14 protein-coding genes and 1 riboswitch are annotated in these 13,714 nt (G+C 72.1%); of the genes, 6 read left to right on the forward strand and 8 right to left on the reverse strand.

Going from position 1 to position 13,714, the window contains the following annotated elements:
* Positions 1-35 precede the first annotated feature (35 nt).
* Positions 36-500: a hypothetical protein gene (locus Srubr_RS35640; RefSeq protein ID WP_189995891.1), complete on the forward strand. Its 465-nt coding sequence runs from the start codon at positions 36-38 to the stop codon at positions 498-500.
* On the opposite strand, the gene Srubr_RS35645 is transcribed toward Srubr_RS35640, so the two are convergent.
* Complete coding sequence (locus Srubr_RS35645) at positions 497-955, reverse strand: type II toxin-antitoxin system PemK/MazF family toxin (protein WP_189995888.1); 459 nt, start codon at positions 953-955, stop codon at positions 497-499. The two genes, Srubr_RS35640 and Srubr_RS35645, sit on opposite strands and share 4 nt — an antisense overlap.
* A 240-nt stretch (positions 956-1,195) precedes the next feature.
* On the opposite strand from Srubr_RS35645, the gene Srubr_RS35650 reads away from it, so the two are divergent.
* A complete protein-coding gene (locus tag Srubr_RS35650; protein ID WP_189995886.1) occupies positions 1,196-1,948 on the forward strand; it encodes an MBL fold metallo-hydrolase in 753 nt (250 codons plus the stop codon).
* A 61-nt stretch (positions 1,949-2,009) separates the two neighbouring features.
* Here the strand turns inward: Srubr_RS35650 and Srubr_RS35655 are convergent, their stop codons facing one another.
* On the reverse strand, positions 2,010-3,272 hold the full coding sequence (locus Srubr_RS35655) for a PTS transporter subunit EIIC (protein WP_189995884.1): 1,263 nt from the start codon (positions 3,270-3,272) through the stop codon (positions 2,010-2,012).
* Positions 3,273-3,450: 178 nt separating this feature from the next.
* Complete coding sequence (locus Srubr_RS35660) at positions 3,451-4,737, reverse strand: PTS transporter subunit EIIC (RefSeq protein WP_189995882.1); 1,287 nt, start codon at positions 4,735-4,737, stop codon at positions 3,451-3,453.
* A 155-nt stretch (positions 4,738-4,892) separates the two neighbouring features.
* Here Srubr_RS35660 and Srubr_RS35665 point away from each other — a divergent pair, with 155 nt between their 5' ends.
* The 3 genes from Srubr_RS35665 to Srubr_RS35675 all read left to right on the forward strand — a co-directional run bounded on the left by Srubr_RS35665 (position 4,893) and on the right by Srubr_RS35675 (position 6,484).
* On the forward strand, positions 4,893-5,126 hold the full coding sequence (locus Srubr_RS35665) for a glucose PTS transporter subunit EIIB (RefSeq protein ID WP_030610403.1): 234 nt from the start codon (positions 4,893-4,895) through the stop codon (positions 5,124-5,126).
* A 78-nt stretch (positions 5,127-5,204) separates the two neighbouring features.
* Entirely contained in the window at positions 5,205-5,939 is a 735-nt protein-coding gene (gene rph / locus Srubr_RS35670) for a ribonuclease PH (protein WP_189995880.1), read from the forward strand.
* 137 nt (positions 5,940-6,076) lie between these two features.
* Entirely contained in the window at positions 6,077-6,484 is a 408-nt protein-coding gene (locus Srubr_RS35675) for a hypothetical protein (protein WP_189995878.1), read from the forward strand.
* 12 nt (positions 6,485-6,496) lie between these two features.
* On the opposite strand, the gene Srubr_RS35680 is transcribed toward Srubr_RS35675, so the two are convergent.
* From Srubr_RS35680 to Srubr_RS35690, 3 genes are read right to left on the reverse strand one after another with little or no spacing between them, the layout of a single operon-like run.
* Positions 6,497-7,459, reverse strand: a complete 963-nt coding sequence (locus Srubr_RS35680) for an ABC transporter ATP-binding protein (RefSeq protein WP_189995876.1) — start codon at positions 7,457-7,459, stop codon at positions 6,497-6,499.
* A 1-nt stretch (position 7,460) separates the two neighbouring features.
* Complete coding sequence (locus Srubr_RS35685) at positions 7,461-8,288, reverse strand: ABC transporter permease (RefSeq protein ID WP_229926702.1); 828 nt, start codon at positions 8,286-8,288, stop codon at positions 7,461-7,463.
* Positions 8,281-9,081 carry an ABC transporter permease gene (locus Srubr_RS35690; protein ID WP_189995873.1) on the reverse strand — a complete coding sequence of 267 codons (801 nt, stop codon included), beginning with the start codon at positions 9,079-9,081 and terminating at the stop codon, positions 8,281-8,283. The genes Srubr_RS35685 and Srubr_RS35690 overlap by 8 nt, the downstream gene beginning before the upstream one ends.
* Before the next feature lie 1,301 nt (positions 9,082-10,382).
* On the opposite strand from Srubr_RS35690, the gene Srubr_RS35695 reads away from it, so the two are divergent.
* Positions 10,383-12,815 (forward strand): transglycosylase domain-containing protein, encoded by a 2,433-nt coding sequence (locus Srubr_RS35695; protein WP_373313525.1) that lies wholly within the window; start codon positions 10,383-10,385, stop codon positions 12,813-12,815.
* A 48-nt stretch (positions 12,816-12,863) separates the two neighbouring features.
* Here the strand turns inward: Srubr_RS35695 and sugE are convergent, their stop codons facing one another.
* Both sugE and Srubr_RS35705 read right to left on the reverse strand, forming a co-directional pair.
* Positions 12,864-13,184 (reverse strand): quaternary ammonium compound efflux SMR transporter SugE, encoded by a 321-nt coding sequence (sugE, locus tag Srubr_RS35700; RefSeq protein ID WP_189995871.1) that lies wholly within the window; start codon positions 13,182-13,184, stop codon positions 12,864-12,866.
* Between the two features lie 33 nt (positions 13,185-13,217).
* A riboswitch (guanidine-III (ykkC-III) riboswitch) is annotated at positions 13,218-13,287 on the reverse strand.
* A gap of 49 nt (positions 13,288-13,336) precedes the next feature.
* A complete protein-coding gene (locus tag Srubr_RS35705) occupies positions 13,337-13,696 on the reverse strand; it encodes a GroES family chaperonin (RefSeq protein WP_030610388.1) in 360 nt (119 codons plus the stop codon).
* Positions 13,697-13,714 lie beyond the last annotated feature (18 nt).

The following is a 13,714-nucleotide window of genomic DNA, read 5'->3' on the forward strand; positions in this document are numbered from 1 at the left end:
ATCCGCACCAGTACTCCTGCGGAAAGGCGGACCCCATGCGCCGTACCACGCCCCTCGTCCTCGCGGCGGCAGCGCTCCTCCTGGCCGGCTGCGGCTCCCAGCAGGACACCGGGAGCGGCGGCGGCCGGGCGCCGGCGCCGGCCGGCACCGGAGCTCCGCCGGCCGGCCGGGACGCCGGCGACTGCACCGGGCACGCGAACCTGACGGCCGCCGACCGGGACCGCAGCGTCTGCGTGGCCGAGGGCGGCGAACTCCGGCTCACCCTGGACGGCACCAGGGCCCGCCCCTGGCAGCCGGTCACCGCCAGCGGCACCGGACTGCGGGCGATCAACGCGGGCCTCGTCCTCCAGCCGGGCGACGCCACGGCCGCGTACCGCGCGGTGGCCGCCGGCACGGTGAAGCTCAGCTCCTCCCGCCCCCGGTGCCCCGAGCCCGCCGCACCGGACCAGGCATCCTGCGAGGGCGTCGAGGAATGGACGGTCACCGTCCGGGTCGGCTAACCGGCCAGGTGCCGTACCTGGTCCCACAGGACCGGGTCGACCACGCCCACCCGACGGCGGAAGCCGTCCACCGGGACCTCGCGCAGCTCGTCGGTCTCCAGGAAGCTGGGGCGGCCCTGGGCGTCGCCGACCGCGCCGGGCGGCAGCGGGATCACCCCGCTGCGCTCGTCGTGGTACCTGCTGGTGATCTTCGCGACCGTGGCCCGGTCGCCGCGCACGGCCAGCACCAGGCAGGGCCGGTCCTTGTGCCCCGGCCGGTCCTCGAACGGGACGTGCGCCCACCAGATGTCCCCGGGCGACGGCCGCGGCGCGTGCCGGGAGCGCGCGTCCGCCCGGCCCGGCGGCCTCAGGCGCCGCCCGGCGGGCCGGCGGCCCCGGCCCCAGCCGTCGACGAGCGTGGCCACCAGCGCGAGCAGCACCACCGCCGCGAGCGCCAGCCACCAGGACGTGTCCATACGACGACGTTACCGGCGCGCGCCGGTACTCGCGCGCCCTCCGGGGAACCCGGTGCGCCCCCGGTCCAGCCGAACCGGTGACAGCACAGGTGAGTTCGCCCACAACGGCCCCGGGCGGAGGAGCGACCCGCGCCGTCGCGCCTTACGCTCGACGAACCGCACGACCCCCGACAGCCCTCATCCCGAGTGGCCCCGCCATCCTGCCCACCGCTTCTTTCCGCCAACGGAGGTTTCTGCTTCATGAAGCTCACCGTCGTCGGCTGCTCGGGGTCGTTCCCGTCCGCGGAATCGGCCTGTTCGAGCTACCTCGTCGAGGCCGACGGCTACCGGCTGCTTCTCGACATGGGCAACGGCGCCCTGGGCGAGCTGCAGCGCCACTGCGGTCTCTACGACCTCGACGCGATCTTCCTCAGCCACCTGCACGCCGATCACTGCATCGACATGTGCGCGTACTTCGTGGCCCGCTACTACCGCTACGAGGGCGGCCGGTGCGCCCCCCTCCCGGTCTACGGACCCGAGGGCACCGAACACCGCCTGACCACGGCCTACGCGGACACCCCCTCCGCCTCCTCCATGAGCGAGGTCTTCGACTTCCACACGGTGAAGCCCTCCACCTTCGAGATCGGCCCCTTCACCGTGCACACCGAGCGGGTCCGCCACCCCGTGGAGGCGTACGGCATCCGTGTCGAGCACGGCGGGAAGTCGCTGACCTACTCCGGCGACACGGGTGTCACCGAGGCGCTGGACGAGCTGGCCCGGGACACCGATCTGTTCCTGTGCGAGGCCGCGTTCACGCACGGCAAGGAGAACATTCCCGACCTGCACCTCAACGGCCGCGAGGCGGGCGAGACGGCGGCCCGCGCGGGCGCCCGCAGGCTGCTCCTCACCCACATCCCGCCGTGGACGGACCCCCAGGTCAACCTGCGGCACGCGCGCGAGGTGTTCACCGGACCGGTGGAGCTGGCCGCGCCGCGGCACACGTACGAGATCTGAGACCAGGAGAACGCGAAGGGCCCCGGAGCCATCGGCTCCGGGGCCCTTCGTCACACCTGGCTCACGCCTTGGTGAGGTCCTCGACCTCCTCCTCGGGCTCGCGGCCCGGGGTCTTCAGGTCGAACTTGACGATCGCGAACCGGAAGAGCGCGTAGTAGACGACCGCGAACACCAGGCCGACCGGGATGATCAGCCAGGGCTTGGTCGCCAGGTTCCAGTTCAGTACGTAGTCGATCGCGCCGGCCGAGAAGTTGAAGCCCGCATGGGTGCCCAGCCCCCAGGTGACCGCCATGGACACGGCCGTCAGCACCGCGTGGATGACGTAGAGGACCGGGGCGATGAACATGAAGGTGAACTCGATGGGCTCGGTCACACCGGTCACGAAGGAGGTCAGCGCCAGGGAGACCATCATGCCCATCACGGCCTTGCGGCGCTCGGGGCGGGCGCAGTGCGCGATGGCGATCGCGGCGGCCGGCAGACCGAACATCATGATCGGGAAGAAGCCGGACATGAACATACCGGCGCTCGGGTCGCCGCCCAGGAAGCGGTTGTAGTCGCCGCTGAAGACCTGACCGGCCGCGTCCTTGAAATCGCCGAGCTGGTACCACGCCACCGTGTTGACGAACTGGTGCATGCCGATCGGGATCAGACCACGGTTGACCAGGCCGAACAGGGCAGCGCCACCGGAGCCGAGGCCGGTCATCCACTCGCCGAAGTTGGTGATGCCCTCGCCGATGGGCTCCCAGACGAGGCTGAAGAGGACGCCGACCAGCGTGCCGACGAAGGCCATCAGGATCGGCACCAGCCGGCGGCCGTTGAAGAAGCCGAGCCAGTCCACCAGCTTGGTGCGGTGGAACCGCTGCCACAGCACGGCCGCGAGCAGACCCATGATGATGCCGCCGAGCACCCCGGGCTCGTTGTACGTCGCGGCGACGATCTTGCCCTTCTCGATGTGCTCCTCGGTCACCGGGAAGGCCTTCAGCACCTTGTCGTAGACGAGGAAGCCGACCAGCGCGGCGAGCGCGGTGGAGCCGTCCGCCTTCTTGGCGAAACCGATGGCCACGCCTATGCAGAACAGGATGGGGAGGCTGGTGGTGATGGCACCGCCCGCGGCGCTGAAGACGGTCGCGACCTTGTCCCAGCCCAGGCCGTCCTTGCCGAAGATGTCGTCCTGGCCGAGCCGGACCATGATGCCCGCCGCCGGCAGGACGGCGATCGGGAGCTGCAGGCTGCGGCCGACCTTCTGCAGGCCCTGGAACAGGCCCGCCCCCTTCTTCTTCGCCGGCTTCTTGGCCGGGGCCGCCGACTCGGTGGCGGTGGTCATACTTCCTCCATCGGGCAGGGCGCCGCCCGGGAACCATGGAAGGGGACGGCAGCGTCTCTGGTCTACACCACCTGTGGTGTAGACCTGTTGTAGCACGATGAAGGCGGCGTAAGGAACCCGTGATTCCGCGACCGCGGCGCTACGCGCCGTGGCCTTTCGGACCCGCGGTGACAGGGCCTCAGACCTTGGTGACGTCCTCCGCCTCCTCCGCCGGCTCCCGGCCCGGTGTCCGCAGGTCGAACCGGGTGATCGCGACGCGGAAGACGACGTAGTACACGGCCGCCAGGCACAGGCCGATCGGGATGATCGCCCAGGGTCTCGTCGCCAGGTTCCAGTTGATCACGTAGTCGATCAGCCCCGCCGAGAAGCTGAACCCGTCGTGCACCCCGAGCGCCCAGGTCACCGCCATCGACACCCCGGTGAGCACGGCGTGCACGGCGTACAGGGCCGGCGCGGCGAACAGGAACGAGTACTCCAGCGGCTCGGTGATCCCGGTCACGAACGAGGTCAGCGCCACCGACAGCATCAGACCGCCGGTCTCCTTGCGCCGCTCCGGCCGCGCGCAGTGCGTGATGGCCAGCGCGGCGGCCGGCAGGGCGAACATCATGACCGGGAAGAAGCCGGAGGTGAACTGGCCGGCGCCCGGGTCCCCCTGGAGGAACATGTTGATGTCGCCGTGCACCACCGTGCCGTCCGGCTTGGTGTAGCTGCCGAACTGGAACCAGATCGGCACGTTGAGGAACTGGTGCAGGCCCACCACCAGCAGCGCCCGGTTGGCGACCCCGAAGACGCCCGAGCCCCAGGCGCCGGCGTCCCGCAGCCACCCGCTGAAGTTCTCCAGGGCGCCCCCGACGGCCGGCCAGACCAGCAGGCACACCACCGCGAACACGATCGCCGCGAACGCCATGATGATCGGCACCAGTCGGCGGCCGTTGAAGAAGCCCAGCCAGTCCACCAGGCGGGTGCGGTGGTAGCGGGCCCAGAAGAAGGCCGCGAGCAGGCCCATGACGATGCCGCCGAAGACGCCCGGGTTCTGATAGGTGAACGCGGACACCGTGCCGTCCGCCGCCTGGCAGCCGGTCGTCACCACCTTCGCGCCCGCCGGGCACCCCTCGGGGAACTGCCGGAGCACCCCGTAGTAGACGAGGAAGCCGGTCACCGCCGCGAGCGCGGTCGATCCGTCCGCCTTCTTCGCCATGCCGATCGCGACGCCCACGCAGAACAGCAGCGGCAGCCCGAGCTGCCCGTCCAGCAGGGCGCCGCCCGCCCCGCTCAGCACCTTGGACACGTCCGTCCAGCCCAGGCCGTCCGCGCCGAACAGGTCCGGCTGGCCCAGCCGGTTCAGGATGCCCGCCGCCGGCAGCACGGCGATGGGCAGCTGGAGGCTGCGGCCCATCTTCTGCAGCCCCTGGAACAGACTGTTCCAGCGGACCCGGACGGGGCCGGCCGTGCTCTCGGCGGTCATGGGTTTGGCGACCTTCCCCACGGTGGTGTAGACCAGTCGGCGGACGGTTCCGCTGTTGTGATCGCCATCATTGGGCACGGACGGCACGACCGCTCGCGAAGATGGGCCAACTGTGGGTTACTGCGACCAAGCGGTTCGGAGCAGGGAGAAGGAATATGGCCAGCAAGGCTGAGAAGATCGTCGCCGGGCTCGGTGGCATCGACAACATCGAGGAGATCGAGGGCTGCATCACCCGGCTGCGCACCGAGGTGTCCGACGCCAGCCTGGTCGACGAGGCCGCCCTGAAGGCAGCCGGCGCCCACGGCGTGGTGAAGATGGGCACCGCCATCCAGGTCGTCATCGGCACCGACGCCGACCCGATCGCCGCGGAGATCGAAGACATGATGTGAACCGCGCAGGTTCACCCTGAAGGGGCTTCTCCCGACGCGGGAGGAGCCCCTTCGTCCGCTACGGCTAGGCTCGGCGGCATGTCTCGCATCGACGGCCGTACGCCCGAACAGCTCCGCCCGGTCACCATCGAACGCGGCTGGAGCAAGCACGCCGAGGGCTCCGTCCTCATCTCCTTCGGCGACACCAAGGTCTTCTGCACCGCCTCCGTCACCGAGGGGGTCCCGCGCTGGCGCAAGGGCAGCGGCGAGGGCTGGGTCACCGCGGAGTACGCCATGCTGCCCCGCGCCACCAACACCCGCGGCGACCGGGAGTCCGTCAAGGGCAGGATCGGCGGCCGCACCCATGAGATCTCCCGGCTCATCGGCCGCTCCCTGCGCGCCGTCATCGACTACAAGGCGCTCGGCGAGAACACCGTCGTCCTCGACTGCGACGTCCTCCAGGCCGACGGCGGCACCCGCACGGCGGCGATCACCGGCGCCTACGTCGCCCTGGCCGACGCCGTCGCCTGGGCCCGCGGCAAGAAGCTGGTCAAGGCCGGCCGGCAGCCGCTCACCGGCACCGTCAGCGCCGTCTCCGTCGGCATCGTCGGCGGCGTCCCGCTGCTCGACCTCTGCTACGAGGAGGACGTGCGCGCCGACACGGACATGAACGTCGTCTGCACCGGCGACGGCCGCTTCGTCGAGGTCCAGGGCACCGCCGAGGCCGAGCCCTTCGCCCGCGACGAGCTGAACGCCCTGCTCGACCTCGCCGTCGGCGGCTGCGCCGAACTGGCCGCGATCCAGCGGGCGGCCCTGGAGACGGCACGGGCCTGACGCGTCCGCGGGGGCCTGCCGGCAAGCGGCCGGATCCCGTCGGCAACCCGCCGGGGCCCGGTGGCGTCCCTGTGGGTACGGGCGCGCGGCCTCACCGCCGCGCTCCCGGCCAGCCATCCCAGGGGAGGGAACCCGCCATGCCCGCCAGCCGACGCCCACGCCGGGGCCGGATCGCCGTCGTCGCCGCCACGGTGGCCGCCGTCGCGCTCACCGCCGGCCTGACCACCGGCTGTGACGCCGTGGACAAGGCACTGGACTGCGTACAGACCGCCGACGCCGTCGCCGACAGCGTCACCGACCTCCAGCAGGCCGTGGAGAACGCCGCGAACGACCCCTCCCGGGCCGACGCCTCGCTCGACTCCATCGAGAAGAACCTCCGCGAGATCGGCGACAAGACCGACAACGCCGACGTCGACAAGGCCGTGGACGATCTCGGCAAGGCCGTGGACAACGTCCGTGCGGCGATCAGGAACGGCGACGGAACCCCGGACGTGAGCCCGGTGACGGACGCGGCCGGGGAACTGACGAAGGTGTGCACGTCTTAGTACGCCGACGGGCTACGGCGCCGGCCGCTCCGCGTACATCCTGGCGATGACCGCCTCGATGTCCGGCTCCCGCACCGACAGGTCCACCAGCGGGTAGCGGGCCGCCAGATGTGCGACGAGCGGCGCCGCCGACTGCCCCGCCGGGAACGCCAGCCACTGCCGCGGCCCCTCCACCCGCACCACCCGGGCCGCCGGCACCTCGACCGGCGGCAGCTCCCGCTCCAGGTCCACCACCAGCGTCCGCTCGCTCTCCCCGGCCTCGTGCAGCCCCGCGAGCGGGCCGTCGTACACCAGCCGGCCGTGGTCGATCACCATCACCCGGGAGCACAGCTGCTCGATGTCCTGCAGGTCGTGCGTGGTCAGCAGCACGGTCGTGCCGCGTTCGGCGTTCACCTCCCGCAGGAACTCGCGCACCTTGGCCTTCGACACCACGTCCAGGCCGATCGTCGGCTCGTCCAGGTACAGCACGTCCGGGTCGTGCAGCAGGGCCGCCGCGATGTCCCCGCGCATCCGCTGCCCCAGCGAGAGCTGCCGCACCGGCACCTCCAGCAGGTCGCCCAGCTCCAGCAGGTCCACCATCCGCTCCAGGTTGCGCCGGTAACGGGCGTCCGGGATGCGGTACATGCGGTGCACCAGCCGGTAGGAGTCGATCAGCGGCAGGTCCCACCACAGCGTGGTCCGCTGCCCGAAGACCACCCCGATCCGGTGCGCCAGGCGCGTCCGCTCCCGCGCCGGGTCGATCCCCGCCACCCGCAGCCGACCGGCGCTCGGCGTCAGAATCCCGGTCAGCATCTTGACGGTGGTCGACTTCCCGGCGCCGTTCGGCCCGATGTACCCGACCATCTCCCCGCGGGCCACGGTGAACGACAGCGAGTCCACCGCCCGCACCTCGCGCCGCTCCCGCCGCCAGAACCCGGTCCTGCGGCGCACCTGGAAGACCTTCTCGACGTTCTCCAGCGTGATGAACCCGCCCATGTCAGCTCCCTGTGCTGCGATACGAACGAAGTCCCGCCCGCCAGGCCGACCCCGCGAGCGCACAGCACGCCACCGCCACGAGCGGCGAGGCGAACGCGGTCCACTCCGGCAGGCCCAGCGGATACGGTCGGCCCAGCACATAGGTCGCGGGCAGCCAGTTGACGAAGGCCAGCGGCAGCACGAACGTCACCCCGCGCACCAGCTCCTTCGCGAACACCGTCGGCGGGTACTGGAGCAGCGTCGTCCCGCCGTAGGTGAAGGCGTTCTGCACCTCCGAGGCGTCCTGCGCCACGAACTGGAACGCGGCGCCCGCCACGAACACCGCGCAGAAGATCCCGCAGCCGCTCGCCACCATCACCGGCATCAGCAGCAGCCGGTCCGCCGTCCAGTCGACGTCCACCCGCGTCAGCGACCAGCCCAGTACCAGCGCGCCCTGGGTCACCCGGCCCAGCCGCCGCAGGGCGAACCGGTCGGCCGCCAGCTGCGCCAGCACCGGCGCCGGGCGCACCAGCAGCGTGTCCAGCGTGCCGTCCCGCACCCGCCGGCCCAGCCGCTCCATCGACCCGATCAGCAGGTCCGCCAGGCCGAAGGAGGTCGCGGACAGCCCGTACAGGAACGCCACCTCGGGCAGCGGGTAGCCGCCGAGCGCGTCCACCCGGGAGAACATCAGCATGATCGCGACGAAGTCGAGGAAGGTCGCCGCGAAGTTCCCGAACGTGGTCATGGCGAAGGACGCGCGGTAGGCCATCGTGGACCGCACCCACATCCCCGCGATCAGCCGGTACGCCCGTACCCCCTCGGCCGCCCGCCGGGCCCGTCCCTCAGCCACCCTGCACCACCACCCGGCGCGTGGCCGCCGACTGCGCCAGCCGCCCGGCACCCAGCAGCACGACCGCCCAGGCACCCTGGAACAGATAGGTGGGCAGCGGGTCGGCATGCCCCAGCAGGATGTCCGCCGGGGCTTGCAGCAGCGAGGACCAGGGCAGCACCCGGACGACCTCGCCGAGGACGCCCGGGATCACGTTCAGCGGCAGCAGCATGCCCGAGCAGAAGTAACCGAGCAGCCACCCCATCTGGGTGACCCCGGTGCCGTCCAGCAGCCAGAACGCGCTCAGCGCCACCAGGTACCGGATGCCGAAACCGACCAGCATCGCAAGGATCACGGCCACCAGGAACGCCGCCCAGGTGCCCGCGTCGGCCGGCAGCGACACCGGGAAGCACAGCGCGCCGAACACGAACGGCAGGACGCCCCGGCCCAGCAACTGGAACAGCGCCCGCCCCAGGTCCGCCGCCAGCCACCACAGCTGGAGGTCGGCGGGCCGGTACAGGTCGATCGCCACGTTCCCGGTGCGGATCCGCTCCATCAGCTCGTCCTCGACCCCGCCGCCCCCGATCGCCAGCGTCGACAGGAAGGCCTGCCCCAGCCAGACGTAGGTCACCGCCTGCGCCTGGTCGTATCCGCCGAGAAGGGGCCGCTCGTCCCACAGCGCCTGGTAGGTGTAGACGAGAATCAGACCGAAGACGGTGTTCGTGAACACCCCTGCCGCAGTGGCGGCACGGTAGGTCGCGTACCGTCGGAACCCCCCTGCCGCGACAGCCGCGTACAACCGTCCCGCGCCCACGCCAGTCGACCTCCTCGGACCACTCGACACCGAAGCGCAGGAGCCTAGTCCGGCGACCCGGCGGTCGGCCACGCGTTTTCCGCCGGAACCGTGCCGGAATCCGGGAACGGAACGCCAGGTGCGAGAGTCTTCAAGCAGGGGGAGCGCAGAAGCGTACGAGGCGTACGGGAACGTACGACGCGAAACAGGAGTCCGTGCACGACATGAGCGACGAGCCGCAGCCGCAGCAGCCGAACGAAGGCGTGGCGCCGGAAAAGCCGCTGCCGGCTGAAGGGCCCGGGAAGCCGGGGGGCCACGAGGAGAAGGCCGCCGAACAGCACACCGACCGGCCTCGACGCCCCGAGGGGGCGGGGGCCGGCGGTGCCGGTGGGGCCGCGAGCACTCCCCGCACCGGTGGTGCCGGGGGTGCCCGTAAGGGGCCGGGCACGCCGGACCGCGACGACTCCGGCCGGGAGCGCTCCGGGCGGCCGGCCAGGGAGTCCGCCGACGGCACCCGGGGTGCCGGCCGGGCGCCGCAGGACCGGACGGCGTCCGTGGCGCGCGCCCGGCAGGCGGCGCGCGGTGCCCGCGCGGACCAGCAGGGGAGCGCGGACTCCGCCGACGGCGCCGGCGCCCGGAAGACGGGCGGACCGGCAGGTGCCGGCCCGGCCCAGCCGTCCGAGAGCACCCAGATACTGAGGCGCGTCACCCCGCCCAGGGCCGCCGAGGGGCCCGCGTCCGCCGACCGTTCCGGCGGGAAGCCGGACCGCGAGGCCCGGCCCGGCCAGGCGGCCGGCGGGCCGCGTGGTGGTGGTCAGGGTGCCGGTCCGGCGGGCGGTGTTGCCCGGGACGGTGCGCAGGGTGCCGGTCCGGCGGGCGGTGCCGCCCGTGGAGCCGGTGCCGGTGCCGGTGCCGGGCGGGCGCCCGAGACCACCCAGGTGCTCCGGCGGGTGAGCGCGCCCCGCGCGGGCGAGCCGGGCGCACCCGGTACGAAGGTCCCGTCCTCCTCCCCGGCGGAGCCGGGCGCCGGGAAGCGTTCCGCGCGGACCCCCGGCACCCGGGGCACCAAGCCCACCGATCCCGCGTCCGCCGGTGCCGCGCCCGCGGCCGGGACGACGAGCACCACCGGAACCTCCACCCCGGCCGCCGCCCGCGCCGCCCGCGCGGCGGGCGCCGCCGGAGCGGCCGGTGCCGGTGCCGGTGCCGGGGCCCAGGGCGCGAAGGCCGCCGGTGCCGTACCCGGCCCCCGTACCGAATCCGGCCCCCGCACCGAAGGGCCCCCACCAGCGGGCCCCCCGGGCGCTCCCGAAGCCGAGACCACCGTGCTCGCCGCCGCCGACGGTGACGGTGACGGACCCACCGGCAAGAAGGCGAAGAACGCCAAGAACGCCAAGAAGGGCAAGCGGCCCAAGCGGACCGGCTGGCGGCGCCTCGTGCCGACCTGGCGCATGGTGCTCGGCACCTGCTTCGGCTTCGTGCTGCTGATCATCGGCGTGCTCTTCGTCGGCTACTCCCTGGTGAAGATCCCGCCGGCCAACGCGTTCGCGACCAAGCAGGCGAACATCTACCTCTACGCCGACGGCTCCCAGATCGCCCGTGACACACGCGACAGCCAGGTCAACCGCGAGAACGTCGGTCTCGCCGAGATCTCCAAGGACGCGCAGCACGCCATCCTGGCCGCCGAGGACCGCGACTTCTACTCCGAGTCCGCCGTCGACCCCAAGGCGATGATCCGCGCCGCCTGGAACACCGCGACCGGCAAGGGCAAGCAGTCCGGCTCGACGATCACCCAGCAGTACGTGAAGAACTACTACCTGGCCCAGGAACAGACGGTCACCCGCAAGGCCAAGGAGTTCTTCATCGCGATCAAGCTCGACCAGAACAAGTCCAAGGACGAGATCCTGGAGGGCTACCTCAACACCAGCTACTTCGGTCGCGGCGCTTATGGCATCCAGGCCGCCGCCCAGGCCTATTACGGCCGTGACGCCGCCGACCTGGACCCGGCCCGCGGCGCCTACCTCGCCGCGCTCGTCAACGCGCCGAGCGAGTACGACGTCGTGGCCCACCCGGAGAACCGGAAGGCGGCCGTCGCCCGCTGGAACTACGTCCTGGACGGCATGGTCAAGAAGGGCTGGCTCAGCCAGGCCGAGCGCACCGGCATGAAGTTCCCCATGCCCAAGGAGCAGATTCTCTCCACGGGACTGTCCGGGCAGCGTGGTTATCTCGTCGAGGCGGTCAAGCAGTACCTGATCACCAACAAGGTCCTCACGGCCGAACAGCTGGAGGCCGGCGGCTACCGCATCCGCACCACCATCCAGAAGGACCGGCAGAACGCCTTCGTCAAGGCGGTCGACGACCAGCTGATGAGCAAGCTGGACAAGAAGAACAACAAGGTCGACACCTACGTCCGGGCCGGTGGCGCCTCCGTCGACCCCAAGACCGGCGAGGTCGTCGCGCTGTACGGCGGCATCGACTACGTGAAGCAGTACACCAACGGCGCGACCCGCGGTGACTTCCAGGTCGGTTCGACGTTCAAGCCGTTCGTGTTCACCTCCGCCGTGGAGAACGGGTCCACCACCCAGGACGGCCGCACCATCACCCCGAACACGGTCTACGACGGCACCAACCAGCGTCCCGTCCAGGGCTGGAGCGGCGGCTCCTACGCCCCCGAGAACGAGGACCAGCGCTCGTACGGCCCGATCACCGTCCGCAAGGCCACCGACCTGTCGGTGAACTCGGTGTACGCGCAGATGGCCGTCGACGTCGGGCCCGCCGAGGTCAAGCAGACCGCGGTCGACCTCGGTCTGCCCTCCGACACCCCGGACCTCCAGCCGTACCCGTCCATCGCGCTCGGCACCGCCACCGCCAGCGTCCTGGAGATGACGGAGGCCTACGCCACGCTCGCCAACCACGGCAAGCACGGCACGTACAGCCTGGTCAAGGAGATCACCAAGGACGGCCGGGACGAGATCAAGCTGCCCGAGCGGAACGTGAAGCAGGCCGTCAGCCGGGAGGCCGCCGACACCACCACCTCGGTGCTGCGGAGCGTGGTCGAGAGCGGCACCGCCACCGCCGCGCAGGCCGCGGGCCGTCCGGCCGTCGGCAAGACCGGTACCGCCGAGAGCGACACCGCCGCCTGGTTCGCCGGCTACACCCCCGAACTGGCCACGGTGGTCGCGGTCATGGGCCAGGACCCGGTGACGGCCAAGCACCAGCCGCTGTACGGCGCGCTCGGCCAGGCGCGGATGAACGGTGGCGGCCCGCCCACCGAGATCTGGGCGCAGTACACGCGGGACGCGCTGGAGGGCGAGCCGGTCAAGGACTTCGACCTGCGGCTCCAGCAGGGCGCCGACCGGGTCCAGGAGCCCCCGGCCACCTCGGGCACGGCCGAGCCCGGCACGGACGCCGGCCAGGACACCGGCGGCACCGCCACCGACGGCGGCCAGGACACCGGCGGCCCCTCCGCCACCCCGACCGACGGCGCCACCACGGGCGCGCCCGCCGACGGCGGCCAGGACACCGGCGGCGGGGCCCCCGCGACCGGCGGCACGGCCACCGGCGGTACGCCCACCACCGGCGGCAACACGACGACGACCGGCGGCGGACCGGCCACGGACGGCGGCGGCACCGCCACGACCGGTGGCGGCACCCCCGGCGGCGGCACGGCCACCGGCGGCGGGACGCCGGGCGGGGGCACCGACGCGGGCGGCACCACCGCCGCGGACGGGGGAGCCGGGGGCGGCCCCGGCCTGTGAACGCGGGGCGGCCCCGGCCGGTGACGTGCCGGGGCCGCTTCGATCGGCTCAGTGACCGCTGGTCGCCTTCAGCCCCACCACGGCGACCAGCAGCAGGCACACGAAGAAGATCCGGGCGGCGGTGACCGGCTCGCCGAGCACCACCATGCCGAGCACCGCCGCGCCGGCCGCGCCGATGCCCACCCAGACGCCGTAGGCCGTGCCGATGGGCAGGGACTTCGCGGCGTAGGACAGCAGGACCATGCTGGCGACGATGCCGGCGCCGGTGAACAGGCTCGGGACCAGACGGGTGAAACCCTCGGTGTACTTCATCCCGATCGACCAGGCGACTTCCAGCAGACCGGCGACGACGAGCAGGATCCAGGCCATGACGGCACCTCCGAGACACAGTGACTTCTTGGGGGTGCGTCGTCTTTGCCTTGGACCCGGTACGGCGCGTCTCGTCGGGTTCCTTCCACGCTAGCAAGAGCACGGCAAAGAGGGCCGGTGACGATGGTCACCGGCCCTCTTTCTCCCGCGTGCTACAGGTACAGCCCCGTGGAGTCCTCCGACCCCTCGAACCGGTCCGCGGCGACGGCGTGCAGGTCACGCTCGCGCATGAGGACGTAGGCCACGCCCCGCACCTCGACCTCCGCCCGGTCCTCCGGGTCGAACAGCACCCGGTCACCGGGCTCCACCGTGCGTACGTTCTGGCCGACCGCGACGACCTCGGCCCAGGCCAGCCGCCGCCCGACCGCCGCGGTGGCGGGAATCAGGATGCCGCCGCCCGACCGCCGCTCGCCCTCACCGGTCTCCTGCCGCACGAGAACCCGGTCGTGCAGCATCCGGATGGGCAGCTTGTCGTGGTGGGGAGTGCTCTGTTCGTTTCTGTTGGCGCTCACGCGTCGAAACCTACCTGT

Origin of the sequence: Streptomyces rubradiris (genome assembly GCF_016860525.1) — a bacterium.
In the GTDB taxonomy this organism is placed as follows: Bacteria; Actinomycetota; Actinomycetes; order Streptomycetales; family Streptomycetaceae; genus Streptomyces; species Streptomyces rubradiris.